Raw genomic sequence first — 26,375 nt, 5'->3', positions numbered from 1 at the left:
CATTCTTATTTACAGAAAATATTTTGGACTGGGCCGTAAAGGGCCAGATTTCACCACAGGGAAGCTTCAGAAACATGCTCATCCATATTCCAAATGTTCTGTCCGACGAGGAAGTTCGCTACTGCCGCGAACGCTTGGAGACTGCAGAATGGACGGACGGCCGCGTTACAGCTGGAGAGCAGTCTGCAAAAGCCAAACTGAACCTTCAAATTCCGCAGGATTCAGCCATATGCCGGGAGTTAGGGGAAATCGTTCTCCGCGCCTTGGGGCGTAATCCAACGTTCAACAGTGCAGCCCTGCCCTTGCGGGTTTATCCACCCCTTTTCAACCGGTACGATACCGGAATGCACTTCAATGCTCATGTCGATAATGCCATCCGCCCTGTTCCTGGCGCAGGTTTTCGTATTCGAACAGATGTTTCCTCCACGCTATTTCTATCCTCCCCGGAAGATTATGATGGTGGAGAACTCGTCATTCAGGACACATATGGCCAGCAAAGCATCAAACTGCCAGCGGGCGATATGGTCGTCTATCCCTCCACCAGTCTGCACAGCGTCAATCGTATTACGCGTGGAAGCCGCTGGGCGTCCTTTTTCTGGTCTCAATCCATGATTCGGGACGATACCAAACGCGCTCTGCTATATGATTTCGATTGTTCCATTATCGAAACCCGCAAAGCACTTCCCGATGATCACCCAGCAGTTCTCGGCCTGACCTCCACTTACCATAATCTTCTGCGGCAATGGGCTGAACTGTAATTGAGCAGTTCCAAGCAACGCCTTGGAGCGTCCTGCACCCTCTCCATGATCTGAAAACAGAACAGTCTGTATTCGAACAAGACAATACCAGCATTGCGTGTCAGTCATGCAGGTCGGGTAACATAGAATACCCGGCCAGCATTACCCCTTCTCAGAGTTCATTTTCTCGGATACTCAGACAAATACGTCTGTTTTCAGATTGCCCCAACCTCACCTAAAAAGCAGCAGCGGCATCCCTCCCCTCCAGCGGAGAGCCAAAAAGCCAGGTTGCATGATCAATCAAAGCGTTTCTAGCATTTACAACTATTCTGCTTTAAAAATGCCGCCCTTCTGGCAAACCTCTTTTGCTGTACTGGCTTTCGCCAGAAACAGAGGCACTGAAATATTTTTTTAGCGTTTTGTTAGTGTTTTCTCGCAACACTCACATCATATGGACGAGCGGGACAGACTTTGTGATACCTCCCCCTGATTTTGGAACTTACCTCGAGTCACTTCAGGCGTGGTCTGAAAGTGCTCATGATTCTTTTGTTCTGCACGCCTTGGACTGCTCAGCTATTGTGGCCGTTACCAATACGCGCGGACAGATCCTCTCTGCCAATGATAAATTTATTGAAATCAGCGGGTATTCACGCGAAGAACTGATCAATCAGGATCATCGAATGCTCCATTCCGGCATTCATGATTCAGGCTTTTTCCAGAAAATGTACAAGACGATTGCACAGGGTAACGTCTGGCATGGCGAAATCTGCAACCGGCGGAAAAATGGTCAGCTTTACTGGGTTGATACAACGATTGTTCCGCGACGTGCCTCAAATGGAAAAGTCACAAACTACGTTGCGATCCGCTTCGACATTACCGCCCGGAAAAATGCCGAACAACGACTTACGGCTAACAAGCTGAAGCTTCAGGTAGCAGTTAATACGGACTTCCTGACGCATATTCCCAATCGCACATCATTCTCCCAATACCTCAAAGATCTTTTCACCTACGATCATCCAGACAATCGGTATGTCTGCCTGTGTCTTCTCGATATTGATACTTTCAAGGCCATTAACGACACCTCAGGCCATGAATCCGGCGACCGGCTGCTCAAGCGTATTGCCAACAGACTCAAAGCCTTTCAGGCAACAGATTGCTTTATCGCGCGTATTGGAGGCGATGAATTCGCCATCATCATGGTATCAGATGAGCCGCAGACATTTGAAATCCGGCTCAGGAAGATTCTTGAAACGATGCGCTTTCGTTTCAGGGGCGGTGGCCTGACGCATCATTGCAGCGCCAGTCTGGGCTATGCCGTTTCACGCCTTAATGACAGCCGGAGACGTGAGATCCTGCGATGTGCGGATCTTGCGCTTTATGAAGCCAAGGCTGAAGGACGCAACCGTATCAAGAAATACGCCCAGTTCATGAAGGAAAAGACCGAAAGGCGCTCCCGCATGAGAAAGGCTATTCAGCTTGGTCTCAAGAAAAAGCAATTCAAGCTTTTTTATCAACTCGTGCTTCCCAGAGACAACAAACGCCACCCTTCCTTTGAAGCCCTTCTACGCTGGGACCATCCCGAACGTGGGCTTCTCGGCCCACATTATTTCCATGAAGCCTTTGAAGATGCTGAACTCAGCATCGCTATTGGCGATTTCGTGCTGCGTCAGGCCCTGACGGATATTCACCATCTGACACAACAGAACATCCCGTTCGAGCGCGTTGCCATCAACGTGACGTCTGAAGATTTCCGGGATCATAATTTCACTGAAAGACTCTTTCGCGAAATGCAGCGCCATACCGTGCCTGCCGAAAAAATTACTATCGAAATCACTGAAAAGATTCTTTTCGGAATGCACAACCAGCACATTCTGGATGAACTGAAGAGCCTCCATCAGGCAGGCATCCAGATTTCACTTGATGATTTCGGAACAGGGTTTGCGTCTCTCACCCATCTCCGCACCGTAACCTTCGACCACGTCAAGATTGACCGCGTCTTCACAGCAGGTGTGACCGAACGTGGAATTGATACTGCCATTATTCGGGGAGTGATCGATATCGTCCATAGTATGGGACGGGTTGTGGTCGCCGAAGGGGTGGAAACAGCCGAACAGGCAGATGCTCTCGCCGTTATGGGATGTGATTTCTTTCAGGGATGGCATTTTTCCAAAGCCATTCCCCTTTCGCAAATCCCCCATATCCTGAACATGAATGGACCACCATGGATACGCCATGACCCGTTCGTTCTGAATATGGAAGTGGCGGAATAAATTCCACTCATAGCCGGCAAGACAAAAGAAGAGGCAGACACTTTCGCGTCTGCCTCTTCTGATTATTCAGAACCGCTGATCGATACCCGTCAGGATTGTCCGACGCAGACCATACTGCGGCGCGCCCACACCAATTCCACTGCCATCACGCAGAAGGTAGGTCTTGTCGAACAGATTTGTGACGTCCAGACGAAGCTGCGTCTGCTTCAGGAATGGAACATGGAACAGATCCTTGAAGGACTGAACCAGAGACAGGTTGAACGTCGCATACTGCGGAACCGACGCACCATTCGGTGTTGCACCATCGGCTCTCAGGCCACTTCCGTACACCATGGTTGCTGACAGACGCAGCGGATGGCCGGTCTTGTAGAACGCCGTGTAGCTTGTGCCGGCAGACGCCGTCCATCGCTGGTCATGATCCAAATGGACCCAATGCTTCTTGATGTAGGACAGATCGTCCGGATCGAAGTTCCACTCCCCGGACACCACATCCTTGCCGATCGCGCGCGACCAGGAGAAGTTGCCGTACACGCTGAATGGGCCGCGTGTGTAATCCGTTGAGAACTCGTATCCGTGCACCTGACCACGCCGGTAATTGAATACCGACAAGATGACCGGCGAGCCGAACTGTCCTTCGTCGATCATGTTCTTCGCCAGTTTAACGTAGGCATCAAACGACGCATGCCAGCCCGGAAGGATCGTCTGGGAAAAACCAGCATCAAAGTAATGGTCGCGCTCAGCTTTGACCGTGCTGTTCTTATAGTTCGCAGGCTGCGCAGAGGTGCCTGTGTATTTGTACAGGGCCGTTCCGGTCACGAGTTCGAACGGCGGCGGCGTGAAGTACCGGGAATAGCCCGCATGGAAGGTTCCACCATGCCACGGCTTGTAAACGATATTGATGCGCGGGCTGACCTGCTTTGAATGGGTATATTCATCCACACCATCAAATCGCAGACCATAATTGATGGTCAGGTTTTTGATCGGGCGCCACTCATCCTGGGCATACAGTCCATACATCCAGCCAGTCCGGCCTGAACCCTCATGAATGTTCGCCGTATCGCCGGAGTAAACGGCGTTACCGTCGTCGTCTTCACCCGTCTGTGTGTAAACGGTTGAGTCAGACTTGGACGTGTTGCGTTCGACATAGATTTGATAGCCGAAGCGGACGGTATGGTTCTTCGCCGCCTGCCAGGTCGCATCCGTCTGGGTGCCTGTTGAGAAAACGGAACGGGCCGCACGTTGGGCGATACCGTTATAAACCAGATCACCCAGAGGATCGGGCGAATATCGCAGGGAACTGTATCGCAGAACGGCAGACGTCTGGAAGCTCAGACGGCCCATATCCTTCTGAAGGGACAGCATGCCAAAATCGGTAATTTCTTTCTGATGTTCGCTCAGGCTTCCACTGTCTCCAGTACCGTACTGGTTCTGGGACAAAGAGCTTCCAAGATAGGATGGGTTGGCAAACTGACGCTGCTGACCCGGATTGTTCGGAAGCTGGTACTCAGCATTGGAAACACCTGCCGTCAGGCTGATCCGGGTATTCTCGTCGACCGTGTAACGGGCGTGGCCGAGGAAGTGATACTGATTGGTCAGATCATGGATCGCATTGAAACTGGGGGTCGTATTTTCAATGCCAACACGGTTGTGAACATAGTCAGCTGTCGCGAACCAGTCCCACTTCCCCTTGTGACCGCCATATTGAAGTGACGGGAAGAAATAGTCGCGCGCGCCGCCGTAGATGGAGATGCTGCCACCAGGGTCGGAATAACCGTTCTTGGTGTTGATATCGATCACACCAGCCTGAAGGAATCCGTACTCACTGGGAAGTGCGCCCGTCGTCAGGGACATGGAATGGGCAAAGCGGGTCATCAGCGCCTGACCGAAGACACTCATGCCTTCTGGCAGCGCCACACCGTCCAGACGGAACTGAACTTCGTTATGATCGCCACGGATATGGATCTGACCATAACTGTCCTGCGCGACACCCGGAGCCTGAAGCAGAACAGAGGTCAGCGGTGCATTGTCACCACCCGGATTGGTTTCGATATCCTGACGGCTGAAACGATAGGTAGTCGCCCCCGTGGAGGACTGAAGTGCGTCACGCGCGCGCTCCAGATGGGCGTTGACAACAATATCATCTTCGCCCGTCCGACTTGTCTCCGTCACTGTCGTTCCGTGCTGATTGTCGGAATGACCGAAGCTGGACCGGGAGGTTTCAGTTTCAGCAGTCGTCGTCCCTGCCGTTGCGTCCTGTGCATGAGCAGCGCCACACAGGGCGGTCGTGCATCCAAGGAGCACAAAGAAAGATCGGGCAGACACAAAAGGCAGCATGCAGTCCTCAACAGACGAAAAAGATAATCAGCGGCAGCTTTGTATTATGTTATATCATAACGTATCAAGCCGAAGCGGACTCTTTTCCTCCTGTTTGCTTGCTCTGGCTTTCGGGTGAGATATAAAAGCCACAATTTCTGCCGTGTGCCGGTATCTCCCCTTTCAGAAGAGTTACTTTTCCCATGTCGTTTCGCAGGGTTCTTTTTCTCGGCGCCAGCCTTCTGAGCGCCACGTCCGCCTTCGCAGAGACGCTTCCACACAGCCAGAAATCACACCGGCACATCACTCCAAAAGCCCTTGAGGCGCACACGGACGAGACCATCAAGGTCAGCGTCAGAAGAACGGATTTTGCTTTTCAAGCCGCCCAGAAACAGCCGGATGCCGATACGCGCTTGACCGCAGAGCGCCTAATCGAGCGCGGTGTTGTGACGTTACGCGACGTCGAGCGTGTTGCCCCCAATCTGACGATTCAGTCCATCAACGGCACAGCCTCCACAAACTTCTATCTTCGCGGCGTAGGCTTCAACGACTTTACCCAGAACAACATTCCAACCGTTCTAACCTATTTCGATGACGTGCCATTTGCCTTTTCGACCATGGCCAGCGGCCTGATGTTCGATCTGGCAGATGCAACCGTTACACCGGGCCCGGTCGGCACCACGCATGGACAGTCTGACACGGGCGGCGAAGTCCGCTTTCACACGGCGGACCCGACGAGCACTTGGCATTATGGCGCCAGCGAAGACATTGCATCCTATGCGCGCAGCAGAAGCGAAGCTTATGTCTCTGGCCCGCTGGCCAAAGGGCTGGATTTTCGTCTGGCCGGACAAACCCGGCAAGGTGGCGGATGGCAAACCAATCCTGTTACGGGTGCTCACCTGGGGGATGCAGACTCCTGGGCCTTACGCGGAAAGCTTCGCTGGCGCCCGGATAGCAAAACAACAGTTCTGCTATCCGGCCATTTCGTTCAGGATGACAGCGAAGTCGTGACCGGGATTCCCGTTCATCGTCTGATTGGATCACAGGGATTACCCTCTCTGGGACGGCAGCAGGCGCAATGGTCTCTCCGGCCTCAGTTCGCGGATCTTATTGGCCGTCCACGGAGTCTCAAACCCAGCGAGCATAATCAGTTCTGGGGCTGGGATCTTCATATTGACCGCGATCTGGGATTTGCCAAAATCACATCCATCAGTGCCTTCGAGACAGAACGTCAGGGCGAATACACGGATCAGGACGGAACATCTGCCTCACAGGCCGACACTTATCGGACCATTAGCGCCAACGCTTTTACGCAGGAACTGCGGCTCTCATCCCGTGATCCGTCCAGCCGCCTGCAATGGGTTGTCGGCGCATTCTATCAGCGCAGCCGGATGAAACAGCGCTTTCTGTTCGATTACACGGATTACTCCGCCCGCGGCTACATGATGTCCACCAACTTTGGGATGAACCAGGAAAGCACGTCCGAGTTTGGCCATATCAGTTATCGTCTGCCGCATAACGTGACGCTGTTCGGAGGTCTGCTCCACGAAATTGATGATCGCTCACTGACAGGTCTGAAATCGGAAATCTTCGGCCGATCGACCCATATCTTTCAGCCTGAGAGTACGGCCTCGGCCCAGTTTGCCGGACAGGTTGGCGTCTCATGGCAGATGCTGCAAAGCACCATAGTGTATTACAAGCTAAGCAAAGGCTTCAAACCGGGCGGATTCAGTGCAAACAATACCCAGATTCAAGCTCAGCTTGACCCATTCGGGCCGGAAACAGTGCTGACCCACGAAGTCGGCTTCAAAAGCGATCCGATCCCTGGAAAACTGCGCCTGAACGGCGCGGCCTTCTACAATGATTTCCATGGGCAACAGGTCGTCGGCACAGTTCTGATTCCGAATTATGGTCCGCTTAGCGAGATTACCAATGTTCCAAAATCCGAAAGCTGGGGTTTTGAGGGCACGCTGGAAATGCACCCTGTGCAGCACGTCTTTGTGACGCAGAATATTGGCTGGCAGCGGGGCAACTATCAGGATTTCCCGAACGTCAATCGCGCTGCGACAAATGCCTATTACGCCAAGACAGGCGTGTGGAAAGCCATAACCAATAATTTTGCAGGCGTGGATAACGGTCAGCCCCAACTGACCCTGAACGGTCAGGCCGAATGGCGGCAACCCCTCACAGACAAGCTGGGCCTCGATGTCGGGCCTGACTGGTCTTATCGGGGGAATCAGGCCATTGCCGTTGGAGGAACCGGCTTTTATCGCCTTCCACCGTATTTCCTGCTGGGCGCCCACGCCACCCTGCACCCCGCTTCAGGGCACTGGGAAGCTACGATTTATGCGTCGAACATCCTGAACCGCCAGTATTTCGAAAGCGGCGGGATGGCGACAACAACCTACTTCTATATCCCCGGCACCCCGCGGTTTATCGGTGGCCGTATTTCAAGCAACTTCTGACCTGGAAGCAGATGATTGAAGCCCGCTTACTGGCGGGTTCCAATCATGCAACGGACCAGCCCCTTGAGATCCCGGATATTGGCCTCTGTTTCCAGCGGACAGTTCCACAATGTGTCCATTGCGCGGAAGTGTATTGTGCTGAGAAGCATGTCCAGAACCGTCTCGGCCGGGTAGCAGAACCCATCTTCACCACGCTGTCTTGCACGCTCCAGAAAGCGGCGCATTTCCAGACGAGCCGGCTCAATGCTGACCTCGCGCAGGACAGTTCCGAATTCCGGGTTGTGAACTGCCTCACCCAGCAGGGTGCCATAGGTGCGCCCAAGTGGGGTCGCCAGAAACCGGATACGTGCCTCTACAAGCTGATCGACGTCTCCAAGAAAACTTCCCGTATCGACATCGGGGGTCAGGCTGGTCTTCCACTGACGGATTGCGTCAAAGAACATGGCCTGCTTCGTAGGCCAACGCCGGTAAACGGTTGCAGTTGAAACGCCTGCGGCCTTGGCCACCTTACCAATCGTCAGGCCCTGATACCCTTCTTCGGTCAGGACCGTGGCAATTGCTGTCAGAATCGTGTCTTTCAGCAGAAGATTGATGGGTCGACCAGGCGAACGCCCTGCCCTCATATCTCCGAGATGCGGCGGAAAAACTTCCTTTACCGCTAAAGATGATGACTGGGACATACCCGGCCTCCCTGTTGAAAAAGGTCTTGTCTCTAGCCTTAACGAAATCGAGAGGCTTTTCACAAGGCTTAAGATTGGTGCGTTTCTCGGAAAAAACACCCCTCATGAAATTGTGAGCATTCTAACGGTACGAGGCAGGGCTCCCGTCTCGCTCATATGGGCGCAGGATAGCGGAAAGTATCGAACTTCTTTATGTAATGCTGTTGAGGCGCGTCTGATTTTGCAATCAGCCTCTAAACGATTCGCCTGCGTCGCATGTTGGAAGCATTGGGAAGAGTATAATCATGGCTATTGTGCGCGTTGCAATGATGCAGCGGGATGAAGGTACTGCACTCGCCCGCTGGATCGCACATTATGCTTGGCTTTTCGGCTTCGAAAATCTGACTATTCTCGATAACGGATCTCTTGATCCACAAACAATCGCCATATTGGATAGCGCCGAAAAGCGCGGGGTAGTGGTTCGGCGAGATCTGAACCAACCCCATGATTTTCATAACAAAGGCGGTCATTTTACCAACATCATCCATAGCTGGGACGGGAATCATGATTATGATTTCGCCCTCCCCGTCGACTGCGATGAACTCCTTGCCATTTTTACAGAAGACGGCCTTTCGCTAGACAAAACCGCAATTCACGCTGGGCTTGATGCGCTTAAAGGGACGGATTGCGCCCTGAGAATTGATACGTCCCTTTTCAATGTTCCGGGTCGGCCTGGCTGGTATGCGCCTGTCCGTCATTTCCACAAAGGGTTTGTCGCAGCGAAAACGATCTCCGTATGTGATAATGGTCAGCACGAACCACGGTCAGCCATTCGTGATGAGTTCAAGAGTACCGCATTGACCTACCTGCATGATCATCATGTCCCTTATCAGGCTTGGCGGGCACGACTGAAAAACAAGGTGAGCGGTCTGGTAGATGCTGATGATGAAACTGCGTTGCGAACATATCTCGCTCAGCCACACGCCGAAGGAGCTCACGCCGTCGAGGCTCTCCTGACTACGGCCGAGGAGTACGCCCATCTTTATGACAACAGTGTGCGTGTCTTTATCGGTGCGGGCTCAACGCCGATCAATTTCGTTGAAGGGCCTGGCCTACCAACCACTCTATGGAATCACGACGCCTATCTTGAAGCCAATCCGGATGTAAAAAAGCATTACACGATTGGCGCGCTACAACATTATCTTCGAGATGGTTTCCGGGAAAACCGGGCTCTGTACCCGACAGACTAAGTGTCGATTATCTGAAGCAGCTTTTTGATCAGAACGTCGGCGGGGTACAGGCGCTGATCAATTCACACGGCGCTTCCCCGATACAACGGAAACGGTGAGGCTTACGGCTGTCAAAGTAATACGCATCACCCGGTCCCAGAATATGAGTCTGATTCTCTACAGTGATTTCGACCTGGCCGCGAATAACGACGCCTGCCTCTTCCCCTTCGTGAGCATAGGCAACACCCGTATCCGAAGCAGGCTCATAGCGCTCATGCAGAACCTGAAGCGAACGTCCGAACAGGTTGCTGCCAACCTGCCGCAATGAGACGCCCCCCTGCCCAATTTCCGTAAGATCCCGGGCCTCATAGAAGTATTGCTCATGCCCCTCAGTCTGGAAGCTGAAAAAATCTCCCAGCGTAACAGGGATACCATCAAGCACGCGTTTCAAGGTGCCGATTGAGGGGTTCATATCGCCTGATTCGATCAGGGAAATTGTAGAATTGGTGACACCCGTACGCTTGGCCAGTTCCCGCTGAGATAGATTTTTTGAGACACGAACATGCCGCAGTCTCTGACCAACATCCGCCACCATTCGCTCTCCCTGCTCTGACAGTCTTTGCAGTATGTCATAACGGTTCAGGAATGGAACACGGAAAAAGACCGCTGCGCCAATGAGATGCCGATCAGAGGTGTAGCTACGAACCCCGCAAATTCTTCAAAACAAGCATATCTCTCGAAACGGATTAAACGAGCAATAATTTATAGTAACTTTATTTAATTGCGAAATTCATATTCCTGAGATGTTTGCGCAAAAAAAGCCTGTCCGATGCAGTCGCACAGGCTCTGGGTCAGCCAAACATCAAAACCGCTCTTTGAAGCACGTCAAAGAGCCGCAAGACTCCGCCAGATCATATAGGCCGCAACGACAAAGATAACGCCTGCAAAGAACGTGGTTAAGGTACTGCCCGCCCCGGCCAGACGACGTGCCACAGACGTTCCAAGTGTACTGCCTACAACGCCTCCGATCACAAAGAGCGCACCCATAACCCAGTCAACATAGCCTGACAGCATATAGCTCAGAGCCGTACTGGCTCCGAAGGCAGCAACGGCGACCAGAGATGTTCCAATCGCGTTCAGAATAGGCATTCTTGTACAGGCGACCAGAGACGGAACGATCAGGAACCCACCTCCAATACCGAAAAAGCCGGAAAGAAGACCTGCCCCAAGACCACTGGCCATGACTTTGGGCATGTTGTCGCGGTTGCAGGCAGCCCCTGCAATTCCCGGATTGCGGCGCCCCCGGAGCATCAGGACACCCACGACAATCATCAGGATGGCAAAGCACAGAAGCAGCTTCTGGCCATCCACCTCTTTTCCCAAAGCAGCACCAACCAGAGCACCGACCACGCCAAAGGGCGCAAAAACAGCCGCACACCGCCATTTGACGGTTCTCTGTCGCGCATGGCTGACCAGCCCGGCCAATGCGTTGACAGCCACCGCCATGGCGCTGGTTCCAATGGCGACATGAGGGTTTTTTACCCCCACCATATAAACCATCAGAGGCACAGCGAGGATGGACCCACCCCCGCCAATTAATCCAAGCGTGAAGCCGATAATGACGCCACAGAACAGTTCAATCGCGATATGCATTGCTCTGGCTAACGATTATTTCTTATCAGATTTCAAAGGCTTGGGAGCGACAAAAAGCTCATGCCCCTTGAGCATTCCCTTCCAGTACAGAACGGGCATAACGTATTTCTTCAGCCACCAGGCCAGACGGGTCGCCTTCTGACCGTTGAGCAGCCATTTCGGCATTGTCGGAGCGAGCTTGCCCCCATAGGAGAACTCAGCCAAAACGATTTTGCCGTTCTCCACCGTCAGTGGGCATGCTCCATAGCCGCCATATCCTGAAACCGGATCCTTGCGCTTCAGGAAGGCCAGTACGTTCGTTGCCACAACCGGAGCCTGAACACGCACGGCCGCAGCCGTCTTGGCACAGGACGCCCCTATTACGTCTCCAAGGGCAAAGACCTGTGGATAACGGACGTGCTGCAATGTTTCGGGATTAACCTCCACGAACCCGTCCGAACCCGCGATGGCACTTTCACGCACGACTTTCGGGGAAATTTGAGGCGGAACGACATGCAACATATCGAACGCACATTCCACACGATCAACACCTGTTTCCGTCTTGCGCTCGAAGACGGCAATACGCTCCGGCCCATTCACCTCAACCAGCTTGGAGCCAAGATGCAAAGCGATATCATAGTCACGCACATAATTCATCAGGGCGGGAACGAATTCCTTTACACCAAACAGGCCTGGCGTCGCTGTATTGAAATCGACCGAAATGCTTTTCAGAACACCCCGACGGCGCCATGCGTCACAGGCCAGGTACATGGCTTTCTGCGGGGCACCAGCACATTTGATCGGCATCGGAGGCTGCGTAAAGATAGCCTTGCCGCCCTTCAGTTGCTCCACCAGTTGCCAGGTGTATGGCGCCAGATCATAGCGGTAGTTGGACGTGACACCGTTCTTGCCCAGCGTTTCCGTAAGGCCGGGAATTGCATCCCAGTTCAGGGAAATGCCGGTTGCAACGATCAAGGCATCATAAGACAGAACCGTCCCGTCCTTCAGAACCACCTCACGCGCTTCCGGACGGAAAAGTTCTACCGCATTCTTTAGCCAGACCGCGCCCTTCGGAATCAGATCCTGTTCATGGCGACGCGTCTGCGCAGCCTTGAAGACACCGCCACCCACCAGCGTCCAGCCTGGCTGATAAAAATGCTCTTCGGAAGGCTCCACAATCCCTAGAGCAAGAGCGGAATCGCGCTTAAGCAGGCTTGCCGCAACAGATAAACCACCTGCTCCACCGCCAATTATCAGTACCTGAAAATGACGAGCCCCCTCGCGCGACGGCATGGAAGGCGCTGGCACAGCTTCAAGGCGGGACTTTAAACCACCCAGATCGATCCCGGCACGCGCGGCATCTGCAAGAATGTCACTGGCCGGACGAGAACCAGCCTCTGCCAGAGCCCATATCTGGGCAGCACGGGTGCCAGAGCGACAATACCCCACGATTGGCGTTGGCAGGGATGTCAAAGCTGCACGGGTTGCCTGAATCTGCGAGTCATCAGGCACAGTCCCTGCCTTAATCGGAATGGTGACAAACGCCATATCCGTCGCTTTTGCAGATTCAGCGACCAGATTGGCTTCCGGCTGGTCCGGGGCTTCACCATCCGGACGGAAACAGATGATACTGCGAAAGCCCTCACTTTTCAGAACAGCAACGTCCTGCGGCGCGACCTGAGGGGAAACAGCATAGCGTTCCGTGATATGGTTTGTCGGCATGGCGACCTCTCCGGTGACAGTGAAACTGGAAAAACAGGGTCCGCTCAGAGGCGGTTGACGGGAATTTTGATGTAGCTGATGCCGTCTGCTTCCGGCTCGGGCATATGCCCGCCACGCATGTTGACCTGTACGGACGGCATCAGCAGTTTTGGCATCGCCAGTGTGGCATCTCGCGTCGTACGCATGGACACGAACTCGTCTTCACTGATGCCATCATGAACGTGGATATTGCACTCACGTTCGAGGGCAACCGTCGTCAGCCATGCATAATCTTCGCGGCCGGGCGCTTTGTAGTCATGACAGAGAAAAAGGCGCGTTTCTGGCGGCAAAGACAACAAACGACGAATGGACTGGAAAAGCTGACGGGCATCGCCCCCCGGAAAATCCGCACGAGCAGTCCCGAAATCTGGCATGAAAATCGTATCCCCCACAAAAGCGGAATTTCCGATAATAAACGCCATATCAGCGGGGGTGTGGCCAGGGACGTGCAAAACCGTAACGGGAATTTCACCAAGCAAGAAAGTCTCGCCGTCCTTGAACAGTCGATCAAACTGGGACCCATCGCGAGCGAAGCGTGTTCCAGCATTGAAAATCTTGCCGAAAACATTCTGGACGCGAATAATGTCCGCACCAATTCCCAGTTTTCCGCCAAGCTGCTCCTGTAACCATGGGGCTGCCGACAGATGATCGGCGTGTGCATGGGTTTCAAGCTGCCAATCCACCGTCAGCCCTTCGCGGCGGACATAGTCCACAATCACCTGTGCAGATCCGTTGGATGTGCGGCCAGCAGCGGCATCATAGTCGAGCACGCTGTCGATGATTGCAGCCCGGTGCGTTACTGGGCAGTGAACGACATGACTAGCGGTGTTTGTGGCTTCGTCAAAGAACGTGCAAACTACCGGAGATGGAACCTCACCGTTCTGCACACGTCTGATTTGGGCGGTCGCAGCTTTAATGGCAGCATCGCACATGACGTTTTCACCTCTGGAGTTTATCGTTTCCAAGAAATTTATTATTGATTTAATAAAGTCATTAACTATCTTGCGTCAAGATCCGGATAAGCTGGAACAGCACCATGACAGGCCTCAATACAGAAGACCTTCCCTTCCCTACACTGCGCATCGGGGATGAAGCTCCTGATTTCACTGCTCGTACGACGCATGGCGAATTCGTTCTGAGCGCCCTGCGCGGACGCTGGGTTCTGCTATTTGCCCATCCGGCGGACTTCACCCCGGTCTGCACAAGCGAGTTCATTACCTTTTCCAAACAGGAACCTGCCTTCCGGGAACGGGACTGTGTTCTACTCGGATTGTCCGCAGACAGTCTGCCCTCACATCTGGCTTGGGTGTCCGCTATTGAAGAACAGTACAACGTGCGTGTTCCCTTCCCGATTGTGGAAGACCCTTCCCTGGAAGTGGCCCGCGCCTACGGCATGATGGATGTGCAGGCGCAGAGCAGCGCCACGGTCCGATCAGTTTTCTTCATTGATCCAACAGGGATCATCCGCACGATCCTGACCTATCCCGCCAGCGTCGGACGTTCGGTAGCAGAGCTTCAGCGCACTCTCTGCGCCCTGCAGGAAGTCGACCGGTCAAACATCCTGACCCCTGAAGGGTGGCAACCAGGCGAACCAGCCATTGCCCCCCCGCTTCAGACACAGGAAGCCGTTCTAAAAGCCGGACCAAGCTGGTTCCTTCAACCGAAAAAGCCTCGCCCATGACCCTGCTTGCCCTTGAAGAAAGCCGCAATCTTGCAGAGTGGCTGCGCCTCCTCGCACAACCTCAACGCCTGACGATCCTTTCTGCTTTGCTGGATGGACCTCATGCCGTCAGCGAAATCGAAAGCATGACAGGAATCGGGCAGCCGACACTGAGCCAGCACCTGGGCACGCTACGTCGCAGCGGCCTGATTGAGTCTCAGCGTGAATCGCGGGCCATCAGTTACTGCATGGCCGACACACCCGACGCTGCCCGGGCCCGGATACTCCTGATGACCCTTCGGCAGGACGGCCAGGCCGTAGCGCCGTCTGCAGCAACCCCCCTGCGCAAAACGAATATTCAGGCGGCATCACAGGATGGCGCACGATTTGCCCGTATCATTCGCCCCTTGCCCCGGTCCGTCTGAATCAAGGCTGTTTGCGGTCACTGAATGTATCCCTGTCATTTTCTTGACGAACAAATCATCAGGCCGGAAACCCCTTCTCTCGCCGGACGCTTTTACATCAAAAAGGAGATGGCTCATGACCTGCTATCCAACCCGTTCCCTGATGACACTGACCTGCATGGCCGGACTGATCCTTGGGTCCGCCCACGCTGCGACACGCGACGAGCAGAAACAGGCCTGTCAGGGAGATGCCATTCGGCTCTGCACCTTTGCCATCCCGAATGAAGCCAAGATCACGGCCTGCATGAAGAAAAAGCTGGATCAGCTTACCCCCAAATGCCGTGCCATGTTCGATCCCCCCGCCAAGAAGGCCAGCACCACCTCCAAACCCAAAGAATGAGCTTTCCAGATTGTGCTGTCGTAATTGTGAAGACGGAATGGGCCTCCGCAGGCTAATATTTGTTTTCAGGGTCTTAGCCCTGACGGGTCAGCGCAACACCCCGCAGGATTGCGTGAAAGATCCGTTTTCATTATTGGACAGCGTATGAAAACCACCCGTCAGCACGGCCGCCGCAAAGTTACCCTCAAGGATGTAGCAGCACAGGTCGGGGTGTCTCACACGACAGTCTCCAATGCCTATATTCGCCCCGGTCAGTTGTCTGCCGCGCTGCGTGAGAAGATTTTCGCAGCGGCACAGGAGATGGGTTACACAGGCCCCGATCCGGCAGCCAAGCAGCTTGCGACAGGACATTCGGGTGCGCTCGGGTTTCTTTTCAGCGAAGATCTCCCCTACGCCTTCTCCGACCCGGCCGTCCTGACCGTTCTGAATGGCGTAGCCAAAAGCTGTAACGAGCTTGAAACAGATCTGGCACTGATCTCCGCTGGCAGCAGCCTTCGTAACATGAATACGCCGGTTTCATTGGGCAATGCTGCTGTTGATGGATACATCCTGTACTCCGTCGCCCCTGACAGCCGCTGCGTCATGATGGCTCAGCAACGCAATGTCCCACTGGTTGTCGTCGATCAGCCAAGGCTTGATGGCGTCCCGTATGTTGGCATTGATGACCGGGATGCTGCCTACAAAGCCGCCAAAACGCTTCTGGAGCTTGGCCATCGCAGCTTTGGCATCCTGTCTCTCAAGACGGCTCATGACGATTATTTTGGTATCCTGACAGCAAAACGCCGGGCCAACATCGCACACAGTACGATCGCCATGCGCCTGGAGGGATACCTGACTGCTCTTCAGGAAGCCGGGATTGCTCCCGAGACTGTTCCGGCTTGGGAAATTCCCATCAATTCCGAAGAGGCTGGCGCAGAAGGCGCCCGTTTTCTCATCAACCGCCCCGAGCGCCCCACAGCGATCCTCGCGATGAGCGATCGTGTCGCGATCGGCGCCATGAAGACCATTCGCGCGGCAGGGCTGAGTATTCCGCAGGATGTGTCAATTTTTGGTTTTGACGATATTCCCGCCGCAGCGACCGCAGATCTGAGCACAATCCGCCAGCCCCATGAGCAAAAGGGCACGGAAGCCGTTCGCCTTCTGATGCAGCAGGACGGCCGTCAGAATGTCATTCTCAAAACAGAACTCGTGAAGCGCGGCAGTATTGGCCCAGCCCCCCAAGGCTGAGCCTTTCAGGGGCTGAGCCTCCCCGTTACAGGCTGACGACGTTCAGAAGATCGGCAACGCGATCAATCCGGTAATCCGGTCTGAGATCAATACAGGGCTGCGCGGCACCATGACCATAACTCGCCCAGCAGGAGGCGATACCCGTATTGCGGGCGAAGGTCAGATCCGCCAGCGTATCTCCCACCATCAGGAATTCGGCAGAATCCGCTTCCGGGAACAGGGGCCGCACCCGATCCGTCATGACGCGGGGATCAGGTTTATGGGGATATTGCGGCTCTGAGCCTATAACGCCACTGAACCAGCGCGACAGGCCAAAACGCTCAATGCTTTTATGGACTGTCGGCGCATGCTTGTTACTCAGCACAACAAGTGTTGCGCCCTTTCCCTTCAGAGCTTCCAGAACCGGCTTCACCCCATCGAACAGAACCGTTTCTTCCTGATCGGCCCTTGGATAACTGGCACGGTAATGCCGGACAAATGCCCCGGCATCTTCGTCTTCACTGTCCGGAACGATAGCCTGAAAAAGCGTCTGAAGCGTCCCGCCCTTCGACAGTTCCGCCTTGAGAGTATCAGGGGCAGGACTGTCGTAACCACTGGCCTCGAAGGCTTCTTTCAGGCTGCGAAGAATGGCCGGCTGCGTTTCCGCCAGCGTACCATCGTAGTCGAGAAGGATGATCGGGAATCGTGTCATTCCCTTTTGTCACCCCGTTTAGGCTGGAAATCCAGCCCCCACTTTTTCAAAGGGGACGACGCCCAAGCAGGCGGCAGAGAGCGGATGCCGTATCTGCATGATTCAACGTGTAGAAGTGGAACTGCTCTACACCCTCGGCCCTCAAAGTCTGGCACAAACGATCAGCAATGGTCGCAGCCACAAGAGCCCGCGTCTGTGGCGTCTCATCCAGCCCATCAAACAGGTCGCGGATCCACCTCGGCACGTTTGCACCGCACATCTCGGCAAATTTCCACGCCTGTGCAGCACTTCCCACGGGGAGAATACCCGGCACAATCGGCTGCTCGATTCCAACGGCAGCCGCCCGGTCCCGGAAGCGTAAGAATGTGTCCGCTTCAAAGAAAAACTGTGTTAGAGCCCGGTCCGCGCCAGCATCAATTTTCGCCCGCAGATGTTCCAGATCCGCCTGAGGGCTGAACGCTGCAGGATGTGTTTCCGGATACGCCGCCACGGAAATTTCGAACGGCGCAATCTCCTTCAGTCCGCGCACCAGATCCACAGCCCCCGCGTAGCCTTCCGGATGAGGCTCATACACGCCCCCGGCTGACGGCGGCGGATCACCACGCAGGGCCACGATGTGCTTCACACCAGCATCCCAGTATGCCCGGGCCACGGCATCGACCTCGTCTCTGGAGGCTCCCACACAGGTCAAATGCCCTGCCATGGGCGCGCCAGTTTCCCGAACCATATCTTTTAAGGTGGCTAATGTGCGGTCCCGTGTTGAACCGCCCGCCCCATACGTCACGGACATGAACTGCGGGCCAAAAGCAGCAAGCGTTTTTGCGTTCTCCAACAGCGTAGCGGCTGCCTTCTCCGACTTTGCGGGGAAAAACTCGAACGAAATTGCGGGCAGAGGCCCTGACTGTGCGGCCATCACGCCAGCTCCTTAGTTCAATATTTGAAATCAGTTAGGACGTTGGCCAAGCCAGAGTTTGACCGTCAGTTCGCCTTCAAGAGCAACCGTCTCCGCGGGGAGTAAACCGGCGGCATGAAACCATGCCGCCATCTGGGAATCCGTGAACCCGAGACGAACATGCGCGTCCCGCGTGCGAAGTTCTTCTCGGTTATGAGAGGCAAAGTCGACAATCAGCAGCCGACCATTGACGTCCAGAATGCGTGCGGCTTCTGCAATCACAGCAGCGGGGTGCTGCGCGTAATGCAGAACCTGATGCATGATCGCGGCATCCGCAGAGTGCTCTGGTAAGGGAAGAGCCTGAAAATCTCCCTGCCGCAGATCGGCGTGTTCCAGACCGGCTTCCGCAAGCTTGGTTCGTGCCAGCCGCAGCATAGCCGGACTACGGTCAAACCCGATAACGGTTCGGGCGCCGCTTCCCAGCAACTCCATCATACGACCGGTCCCAGTACCGATATCCACGAGCCGATCAATCGGAGAGGCTGAGAGCATCTTCACAATAGCGGCTTCAACTTCCTGCTCGGACACATGCAGAGAGCGCAGCGCGTCCCACTCGGCGGCATGGGTTTCAAACCAGTCTTCCGCAGCAATGGCACGAACATCCCGAATGGCCTGCAAGCAAATACGATCTGCCCGAATTTCTGCCGGCTCCCTCACCGTCCAACGATCCAGCGCCATGAAAACAGGCTCAAGGATTTCCGGCGTCCCTAGCGTCAGAAACACCCAGCTTCCTTCCTTGCGACGCTCGATCAACCCCGCATCAGCAAGGATTTTGACATGCCGTGACACGCGGGGCTGGCTTTGCCTGAGAACCTGAGCCACTTCCCCAATGGACAGTTCCATTTCATGCAGCAGGGCCAGAATCCGCAGACGTGTCATGTCTGCCAAAGCCTGAAAAATGGTAAGTGCCTGCTCCATAACGATTTACATATAAGGAGTTCTTTATATGAACAAGAGCTACTAACCCTTTTCCAGAATATGCGGCAGTCATAAGGCCTGTCATGGTTCCATGCCGGATGTTCACGCATTCGGTTTGGCTAAGAAGACAGCGGCCCTCATCAACATGATTGCGGCAGCCCGCTACATGCGCTCGTAAATGAGGTAATTTTCCCCACCAATTCCGCAAAAATATCCAGTTGCGGGCAAGCCAAACAAGACGAAAAAGTCATGCCCCAGAACAACAGGGCATGACCAGACGGTGTCAGTTCTTGCTTTCGACGAGCGCTTTGATCCCGGGCAGAATTGCAATCAACAGACCACCCGGGGGCTGCTCACGCTTCATGGACAGGATGTGGTTCGACGAATTATGGAAGAACTCATCCTGCGCCGCGATCAGATGCTCCGCATCCAGACGCCATGCCGTCCCGGAAGCACCGTTCAGAACATTCAGTCCTGCATTGGAAAGCGCTGCAACCGCATGGGACACAGGCGTCACTTCCTCAAGGGCGGGCACATCCTTGGCGATGGCGGAAAAAGCTTCATCATTGGAGGACCACGCCGTCAGCATGGCTTTCAAGGGTGCCTTCAGGCTTTTCTCACCGGCCAGATACCGCTTGACCATGCTGTTGAAACGTTTGGCTTCAAACGCATCCGGATCGGCAATCGCCACCGGAGCAGACAGCATGGCATCTCCACTCTTGGACGCCAGACGGTTCAGAGCATAGTTCCGCACCGGAACAACGGTTTCCAGAAAAGTGGAAAGCGGACCAGTATGCCCTGGAGCCAGCGCTTCTTTCAGACCATTCTCATGCTGCGTGGCCTGCAGACCGGTTGCCTGAAGCTCCCCCATGATGACAGGCAGGCGACGCTCCAGATCATCCACATCCCGCACGCTCTCAGGAGACCAGAACCGCTCCGCCAGAGCAGCAGTCCGAGGCCACAGACGGGCGTCCAGCATGTTTTCGGAAACAATTTCCGTCCACAAGGCGCCTTCTGCACCGAGAACCAGCTTCTTCTGCTCATCGGTCAGCGGAGCTGCGTTTGGGTCCTGGAGGAAAGCGTCCATCAGCGGAGTGATGTGAGGATGCGTCTCCTCCACCTCTGATGGCGTAATACCATTCGCCTTCGTGTCATACGGATCAACCGCATAATGCGTGCGCGATGGCGTCAGCAAATCAAGATAATAGCCGGAAGACACCACGACCGGATGACCAGCCTGCGTGGCAGACCCCGTCCATTTGGAGCCGCGCCACCCCTCAACAACAACATTCTTTGGGATGGGCGCTTCGCTGACCTCGTCCCAACCCATCATGACACGTCCCTGGCTGGACAGGATCTTCTCGACCTGCGCCGTAAACGCAGCCTGAAGAGCCGGCGCATCCGCATAGCCGTGCGCCTTCATGTAAGCCGCGATCTTCGGATTATTCGTCCACTGCGTGCCGAGAACTTCATCGCCCCCCGAATGGAAATAATGATCCGGGAAGAGCGTCTCCATTTCCGCATAGAGCGCACGGATGAATTTCAGCGTCTTGGGGTTGGTCGGGTCCATTGCCGGGTTGTTCAGGTTCTCACCCACGGCATTAACGTCCGGCAACGGCTGGGCCGCCAGTTCCGGATAGGCTTGCAGAACAGCCAGTGCGTGACCGGGAACATCAAACTCAGGAACAATGCGGATGCCACGATCCGCAGCATATGCCACGACGTCCCGGATCTGAGCCTGCGTATAATACTGCCCGTGAGACCCAACACTGGTCAGCTTCGGGAAAACATGGCTCTCCACGCGGAAGCCGGTACCGTCATTCAGATGCCAGTGCAGAACATTGAGCTTCAGAAGCTCCATGGCATCAAGCTGGCGCTTGACGGCTTCGACCGACGCAAAATGACGGGACACATCCAGGAGCAAACCACGCCATGCAAAGCGGGGAGCATCATCAATATGCAACCGCTCTACGACCGCACCATCAGACGTCCTGTGAACAAGCTGAAGGAACGTCGCCAGTCCATAAACGACACCCGCCGGGCCATCGGCCTCAAGATGCGCTCCATCCGCTGACGTGGTCAGAGCATAATGCTCTTTGGTCGACGTGGTGAGATAGGCGGGATCATGGCCTGCGCTGATATGCAGCACATAAGGTTTCCCCTGCCCCGCAGGCCCGGCGAGAGCCTCAAGACGCATCGTGAAGCGGGCTGCCGCGCGTTGCAGAAGCGGAGAAGCCTGCGTATCCCAGACGATCCGAACGCCTCCCGAAAGAGCGCTGACGCCATTGGACGCTGAAACAGTCTGAGGGACCGGCATGAGCACGGGTGCTGCCTGCGCCATCCCACCAAAGGCCGTACCAGCCAGGAGAACAGCACCCAGACATGCTTTTTTCCAAAAAGAGCTGTTAGGGAAAGAGGAGGTCCGGGTCATCCGAGAGTTTCCTTGCAGTTTCGAATCAATATCTGAAACGATTCTGATCGAATCAGCAATCTTTTTGAGTGCTTTTTACCGTTTTCATTCCGGTGGCAGGGCGGCCAGCATTCGTTTTGCATCCTCAGCACGAAGCGTGATGCCGTAGAACTGTCGGTAAAAGTCCTGCATTTTCGTGATCATTCCAGCCTTATCCACATGACCGGTCTGAACAATCTGTCGCGCCCAATCAACCTGCAGAAGCAGTTCAGGGCTATACCGGTCCCATGGAAAAATTCCGGCCGGATTGCGATAGACACGCCCCGCTTTCACCGCCGCAAGCTGGGACCACACGCCATCACTGGCAAGCTGCGTCGGATCACCCGCATTGGCACCGACTATAATAATGTCCGGATTCCAGGACAGGATCTGCTCGATTGAGACCGGCTGCTTGTTTCCATGAACGCCAATAGCGGCATTCCGCCCTCCCGCAGACCGGATCCACTGATCAATGATGCTCTGATCGCCATCCACACGCAGCGGTTTGAGCGATTCAATATGGAGAACGCGTGGGCCTTGCGGATTGGTGGCAGCCTGCGAGACTGCTTTCAGAAATGCAACGCGATAAGCCTGCGCCCGCTTGGTGGCCAGAGGCGTCTGAAGCAGGGTCGCCGTTCCGTCCACACACTCCAGAAGACCGACGAAACGATCAAACCCTTCGGGCACGACATGCAGCCCCACCTTTGCAAGCGCATCAGCCGAATGCCCGGATGCCGTCACGAACACCAGATCCGGATCAAGACGCAGCAGCTCTTCACCGTTCAGATTGCCGGGCTCCAGGGGTTGGGCCTTTGACAGAGACGGCACCAGTTTAAACATCCAGGGCATGATCGAGGGCTTGGCCACGGTTGCCACGATGTGATCCTGCGCCCCCAGCATGATGAGCGTCGCATTATGCGCGTACCATCCTTCCACAATCCGTGTCGGGGGTGACGCGTAAGCTGTTGTCGCCATGAGGGAGAGGCTCAGAAGCCCCCCGAACAGTCGAGACAGTGTCATCATGTATTCTCCTCATGGTGGAAAAACCGTTTCCCGGCATGATCGATCTGCGCCAGCGGCACACCGTAAAGGCGGGACATCCGTTCTGCCGTCACAATCTGCTCAGGCGGACCATCTGCAACGATATGGCCCCCATCCAGAACAAGCGCGCGACTTCCAGACGAAAAAAACTCTTCCGGCCGATGCGATGTCAGAAAAACGAGATGTCCCTCTGACGCCAACTCTGCCAGCAATCTCATCAACCTGACCTGATGACCATAATCCAGACCTGTCATCGGCTCATCAAGCAGCAGCCCGACGGCTTCCTGCGCCAAAGCCCGTGCCAGAACAACGCGCTGCCGTTCTCCGCCAGACAGCTCCGTCACCGGTCGATCCGCCAAGGCACACAGGCCCAGCCGCTCCAGCGCAGCATCGACTTTCCGCTGATCGTCTGGCCCCAACCGTCCGGCAATGCCGTGATACGGAACACGTCCAAGCTCAACCATCCGCCGCACCGTGTAGGGAAAAACCGCCGCATGGGCCTGCGGCACATACGCCAGTCGCCGCGCCACATCCGTTGAACGAAAAGACGGCAGCAGACGCCCCTCCAGATGAACCGTACCGGATGTCGGCTTCAGCAATCCCATCAGAATACGCAGAAGCGTACTTTTTCCCGCGCCATTCAGGCCCAGCAGTCCAACCAGTTCTCCACGACGAAACGTCAGCGTAATTCCGTCAAGCACAGCCGGGCGTCCGAGACGCTTCAACGTGACACCCTCGCAGGACAGGAACACCTCCGTCATACGCCTTCTCCCCGCAGGCGTCGCAGCACCAGAACAAAGGCCAGAGCGCCAAAAAGCTCGGTCATGATCCCGAGCGGCACTTCTCCCGATGTCAGGGAGCGGGCGACAGTATCCGCCAGAATAAGCCCTGCGGCTCCGAGAAGCGCGCAGACCGGCATCATGTTCCGATGCTCCGCCCCCGCCAGCATCCGCGCCACATGCGGCACCAGAAGCCCCACCCAGCCGATAATCCCCGCCATGGAAATCGTCATGGCACAGACCAGCGTTGCCAGAAGGATGATCACCGGGCGCATGACCTGAACGGACACACCAAGACTTCGAGCCTCGTCATCCCCCAGAGACAGAACATCCAGCAACGGAGACAAAAGAATCAGGACCGTGACCAGAGCAAGAACCGGGACTGTCAGCCAGGAGAGTTCCGCCCAGCCCGTCTGGGACAACGTGCCCAGAAGCCAGTTCACAACAGCGGGCAACTGATCCATCGGATCAGCCGTATATTTCACAAGGGACAGCAGAGCGGTGAAGACTGCATTGGCGATCAAGCCGCCCATTAACAGTGTCAGAAGTCCCCCTTGCGGCAGCAAACGGGAAATGGAAAGACCGGCACTCACCGCTGCCAGGCCACCACAGAATGCCCCAAGTTGGATCAGAACGGGCGAACCACCCATCACGATCACCAGAGCAGCCCCAAATGCTGATCCACTCAGAACACCAAGAATATCCGGCGAGACGAGCGGATTTCGCAGAACGGCCTGAAACGTCGCCCCACCGCAGGACAAAGCACTTCCAACCAGAAATCCAGCCAGAACACGCGGAAGGCGCACCTGCCAGATGACAGCATCTGCAATCGGGTCAGACCCGCCACACACATGCAGCAGTCTGCCAAGAACGACCGCCACACGCGTGGGAGACAGGGGGTACCGTCCCCAGCACAAGCCCAACAGGACTACCAGAACAAGCACTGCGATCGAAAGACTACGAATAAAGGCCGGACGAATGGAAATGAGGCGCCCTTTCACGCGAGATATGTCCCCATCCTAGCCCCTGTCAGGGGGGATCGGAAACTGGGCCGGCCTCTTCTCCTTGCGACAGGACTCTCAGCCTGAGTTGAAACATATCTTCTTTTTGGCACTCGGTGACAGAATATTCATCCAGACCGAATCGTTTTTTCAGAGTGCCTAGACAGTGATGGAACCATATAGGACCAATAAAATACCTATTTATAAATCTGAATATTGACGCATCCCTGCATGGATTTGACTGAAAGATTTTTGAATATGTGTGACATTGAAGCCCCTCCTCCATGAAAACTGCATGACAACATCAATCCAGATGAATTTTGAGTTATCTCAATCTTCCATTTCTGTGGCGTGTGCCATATTGAGGGGCAATCATCCGTCACAACGTGGACGGCAGTTCTGAAAACAGTGCCGGGACAGTACAAGAATGCTCAAACGGATAGCCGCCAGTATTGTGGGCCTCGGTGCGGTGGGCGGTCTCGGGTTCCTCGCTTATGCTTGGTATCCTGCAATTTCCCCAATCTCCCCCCCTTCTGCATCGTCCTTTTCCGCGGACGCCATCAAGCGTGGCGAAATCGTCGCGGCTGGCGGATACTGCGCGGAGTGTCACACCCGCGTGGATGGCAAGCCCGGCCCCGAACTGGCTGGTGATTTCAAGATGGCCACCCCGTTCGGTGACATCTTCTCCTCCAACATCACGCCTGACCCGGAATGGGGTATCGGCAACTGGTCTCTGGAAGCGTTCAAGCGCGCCATGAACAAGGGCATCGCCCGCGATGGCTCGCAGCTTTATCCGGCCTTCCCGTTCGACCACTTCACAAAGGTCAACGATCAGGACGTCTCGGACCTGTATGCGTATCTGATGACCCGTCCAGCCGTGCATCTGAAACCGCGTGACAACACGGTCCCCTTCCCGATCAACATTCGCCTGATCGGTCAGGGCTTCTGGAAGCTCCTGTTCTTCACGCCGGGCCGCTACCAGAACGACCCGAAGCATGATGCACAGTGGAACCGTGGCGCCTATCTAGCTGAAGGCAACGCCCATTGTGGCGCCTGCCATACGCCGCGTAACCTTCTCGGCGCAGAAAAGGCAAGCCATGCCTATGACGGTGCCGTCATTGATGGCTGGATTGCGCCGCCGCTGAACGACCATAACCCGACGCCGGTTGTCTGGACGGAAGATGAATTCTTCCAGTACCTGCGCTTCGGCGTAGCCCCGCTGCACGGTTCTGCGGCTGGCCCGATGTCTCCCGTGCCGCATCGCTTCCTGTCCAAAATTCCGGAAGAAGATGTGCACGCCATTGCTCATTATTATGCTGACATCGCCAAGGCTGATCAGCGTGCTCATGGCGATGAAGCTGCGATTGCCCGTGCCATGCAGATGTCTGGCAAGGATCTGGTCGGTCCGCAGACGCTCGATGCGGATGCCCGTCTCTATCAGGGTGCCTGTGGCGCCTGCCATTACAATTCCGGCCCTAAGCCTGTTTCCGGTCGTCCGGAACTGGCTCTGAACAATGCGCTGTGGCTAGATGAGCCAAACAATCTCTTCCAGGTGATGTTGCATGGCATCGGTGCTGCCGAAGGTCAGGACAACATCGCCATGCCGAGCTTCTACACGGCCCTTTCGGACCATGACATGGCCCGCATCGCCGCGTATCTGCGCCGCACCCGCACCACCCTCCCCCCCTGGACGGATCTGGAAAAGAAGGCCGCGGAAGCCCGCGCCACACTGTCCGCACCGCCCGTTAACGCCTCGCACTGATCCGGGCAGGACAGGGAAACACGAA

At 55.3% G+C, this 26,375-nt stretch carries 22 protein-coding genes; 9 read left to right on the top strand and 13 right to left on the bottom strand.

Going from position 1 to position 26,375, the window contains the following annotated elements; genetic code table 11:
• The first annotated feature begins 74 nt into the window (after positions 1 to 74).
• On the top strand, positions 75 to 758 hold the full coding sequence (locus J4P41_RS00205) for a Fe2+-dependent dioxygenase (RefSeq protein ID WP_426065699.1): 684 nt from the start codon (positions 75 to 77) through the stop codon (positions 756 to 758).
• A 452-nt stretch (positions 759 to 1,210) separates the two neighbouring features.
• A complete protein-coding gene (locus tag J4P41_RS00200; protein ID WP_426065698.1) occupies positions 1,211 to 3,007 on the top strand; it encodes a putative bifunctional diguanylate cyclase/phosphodiesterase in 1,797 nt (598 codons plus the stop codon).
• A 66-nt stretch (positions 3,008 to 3,073) separates the two neighbouring features.
• Here the strand turns inward: J4P41_RS00200 and J4P41_RS00195 are convergent, their stop codons facing one another.
• Positions 3,074 to 5,341, bottom strand: coding sequence for a TonB-dependent receptor (locus tag J4P41_RS00195; protein WP_426065697.1), 2,268 nt, complete (start codon positions 5,339 to 5,341; stop codon positions 3,074 to 3,076).
• 182 nt (positions 5,342 to 5,523) lie between these two features.
• On the opposite strand from J4P41_RS00195, the gene J4P41_RS00190 reads away from it, so the two are divergent.
• Positions 5,524 to 7,785, top strand: a complete 2,262-nt coding sequence (locus tag J4P41_RS00190; RefSeq protein WP_426065696.1) for a TonB-dependent receptor — start codon at positions 5,524 to 5,526, stop codon at positions 7,783 to 7,785.
• A gap of 26 nt (positions 7,786 to 7,811) precedes the next feature.
• On the opposite strand, the gene J4P41_RS00185 is transcribed toward J4P41_RS00190, so the two are convergent.
• Positions 7,812 to 8,465, bottom strand: coding sequence for a TetR/AcrR family transcriptional regulator (locus J4P41_RS00185; protein WP_426065695.1), 654 nt, complete (start codon positions 8,463 to 8,465; stop codon positions 7,812 to 7,814).
• A gap of 284 nt (positions 8,466 to 8,749) precedes the next feature.
• Here J4P41_RS00185 and J4P41_RS00180 point away from each other — a divergent pair, with 284 nt between their 5' ends.
• Positions 8,750 to 9,694 carry a glycosyltransferase family 2 protein gene (locus J4P41_RS00180; protein ID WP_426065694.1) on the top strand — a complete coding sequence of 315 codons (945 nt, stop codon included), beginning with the start codon at positions 8,750 to 8,752 and terminating at the stop codon, positions 9,692 to 9,694.
• 28 nt (positions 9,695 to 9,722) lie between these two features.
• Here J4P41_RS00180 and J4P41_RS00175 read toward each other — a convergent pair whose 3' ends face one another.
• The 4 genes from J4P41_RS00175 to J4P41_RS00160 all read right to left on the bottom strand — a co-directional run bounded on the left by J4P41_RS00175 (position 9,723) and on the right by J4P41_RS00160 (position 13,998).
• Complete coding sequence (locus J4P41_RS00175; protein WP_211567704.1) at positions 9,723 to 10,268, bottom strand: cupin domain-containing protein; 546 nt, start codon at positions 10,266 to 10,268, stop codon at positions 9,723 to 9,725.
• 290 nt (positions 10,269 to 10,558) lie between these two features.
• A complete protein-coding gene (locus J4P41_RS00170) occupies positions 10,559 to 11,326 on the bottom strand; it encodes a sulfite exporter TauE/SafE family protein (RefSeq protein WP_426065693.1) in 768 nt (255 codons plus the stop codon).
• Between the two features lie 15 nt (positions 11,327 to 11,341).
• Positions 11,342 to 13,027 (bottom strand): TIGR01244 family sulfur transferase, encoded by a 1,686-nt coding sequence (locus J4P41_RS00165; RefSeq protein WP_426065692.1) that lies wholly within the window; start codon positions 13,025 to 13,027, stop codon positions 11,342 to 11,344.
• A 44-nt stretch (positions 13,028 to 13,071) separates the two neighbouring features.
• On the bottom strand, positions 13,072 to 13,998 hold the full coding sequence (locus J4P41_RS00160; protein ID WP_426065691.1) for an MBL fold metallo-hydrolase: 927 nt from the start codon (positions 13,996 to 13,998) through the stop codon (positions 13,072 to 13,074).
• A gap of 104 nt (positions 13,999 to 14,102) precedes the next feature.
• On the opposite strand from J4P41_RS00160, the gene J4P41_RS00155 reads away from it, so the two are divergent.
• The 4 genes from J4P41_RS00155 (at position 14,103) to J4P41_RS00140 (ending at position 16,757) form a co-directional block, all read left to right on the top strand.
• Positions 14,103 to 14,747 (top strand): peroxiredoxin, encoded by a 645-nt coding sequence (locus J4P41_RS00155; RefSeq protein WP_023944745.1) that lies wholly within the window; start codon positions 14,103 to 14,105, stop codon positions 14,745 to 14,747.
• The gene (locus tag J4P41_RS00150) at positions 14,744 to 15,151 is read left to right on the top strand and encodes an ArsR/SmtB family transcription factor (RefSeq protein ID WP_211567709.1); all 408 of its coding nucleotides are present in this window, start codon (positions 14,744 to 14,746) and stop codon (positions 15,149 to 15,151) included. The genes J4P41_RS00155 and J4P41_RS00150 overlap by 4 nt, the downstream gene beginning before the upstream one ends.
• Before the next feature lie 115 nt (positions 15,152 to 15,266).
• Complete coding sequence (locus tag J4P41_RS00145; protein ID WP_408871196.1) at positions 15,267 to 15,530, top strand: hypothetical protein; 264 nt, start codon at positions 15,267 to 15,269, stop codon at positions 15,528 to 15,530.
• A 144-nt stretch (positions 15,531 to 15,674) separates the two neighbouring features.
• A complete protein-coding gene (locus J4P41_RS00140; protein ID WP_034880995.1) occupies positions 15,675 to 16,757 on the top strand; it encodes a LacI family DNA-binding transcriptional regulator in 1,083 nt (360 codons plus the stop codon).
• A gap of 25 nt (positions 16,758 to 16,782) precedes the next feature.
• Here the strand turns inward: J4P41_RS00140 and J4P41_RS00135 are convergent, their stop codons facing one another.
• From J4P41_RS00135 to J4P41_RS00105, 7 genes are all read right to left on the bottom strand, one after another.
• The gene (locus J4P41_RS00135) at positions 16,783 to 17,448 is read right to left on the bottom strand and encodes an HAD family hydrolase (RefSeq protein WP_211567713.1); all 666 of its coding nucleotides are present in this window, start codon (positions 17,446 to 17,448) and stop codon (positions 16,783 to 16,785) included.
• Positions 17,449 to 17,494: 46 nt separating this feature from the next.
• Positions 17,495 to 18,361 carry a methylenetetrahydrofolate reductase [NAD(P)H] gene (metF, locus tag J4P41_RS00130; RefSeq protein WP_426065690.1) on the bottom strand — a complete coding sequence of 289 codons (867 nt, stop codon included), beginning with the start codon at positions 18,359 to 18,361 and terminating at the stop codon, positions 17,495 to 17,497.
• A 30-nt stretch (positions 18,362 to 18,391) separates the two neighbouring features.
• Entirely contained in the window at positions 18,392 to 19,318 is a 927-nt protein-coding gene (locus J4P41_RS00125; protein WP_426065689.1) for an ArsR/SmtB family transcription factor, read from the bottom strand.
• Between the two features lie 283 nt (positions 19,319 to 19,601).
• On the bottom strand, positions 19,602 to 21,749 hold the full coding sequence (locus J4P41_RS00120) for a beta-N-acetylhexosaminidase (protein ID WP_426065688.1): 2,148 nt from the start codon (positions 21,747 to 21,749) through the stop codon (positions 19,602 to 19,604).
• An 84-nt stretch (positions 21,750 to 21,833) separates the two neighbouring features.
• On the bottom strand, positions 21,834 to 22,790 hold the full coding sequence (locus tag J4P41_RS00115) for an ABC transporter substrate-binding protein (protein ID WP_426065687.1): 957 nt from the start codon (positions 22,788 to 22,790) through the stop codon (positions 21,834 to 21,836).
• Entirely contained in the window at positions 22,787 to 23,569 is a 783-nt protein-coding gene (locus J4P41_RS00110) for an ABC transporter ATP-binding protein (RefSeq protein ID WP_426065686.1), read from the bottom strand. The genes J4P41_RS00115 and J4P41_RS00110 overlap by 4 nt, the downstream gene beginning before the upstream one ends.
• Positions 23,566 to 24,588 (bottom strand): FecCD family ABC transporter permease, encoded by a 1,023-nt coding sequence (locus tag J4P41_RS00105; RefSeq protein ID WP_426065685.1) that lies wholly within the window; start codon positions 24,586 to 24,588, stop codon positions 23,566 to 23,568. The genes J4P41_RS00110 and J4P41_RS00105 overlap by 4 nt, the downstream gene beginning before the upstream one ends.
• 427 nt (positions 24,589 to 25,015) lie before the next feature.
• Between J4P41_RS00105 and J4P41_RS00100 the strand changes: the two genes are divergently transcribed.
• Positions 25,016 to 26,350: a c-type cytochrome gene (locus J4P41_RS00100; protein ID WP_282857134.1), complete on the top strand. Its 1,335-nt coding sequence runs from the start codon at positions 25,016 to 25,018 to the stop codon at positions 26,348 to 26,350.
• Positions 26,351 to 26,375 lie beyond the last annotated feature (25 nt).

Origin of the sequence: Gluconobacter sp. NFX36, assembly GCF_049887835.1 — a bacterium.
In the GTDB taxonomy this organism is placed as follows: domain Bacteria; phylum Pseudomonadota; class Alphaproteobacteria; order Acetobacterales; family Acetobacteraceae; genus Gluconobacter; species Gluconobacter japonicus_A.
Note: the sequence above shows the minus strand (reverse complement) of the source record. Positions and strands in the feature narration are given on the sequence as shown.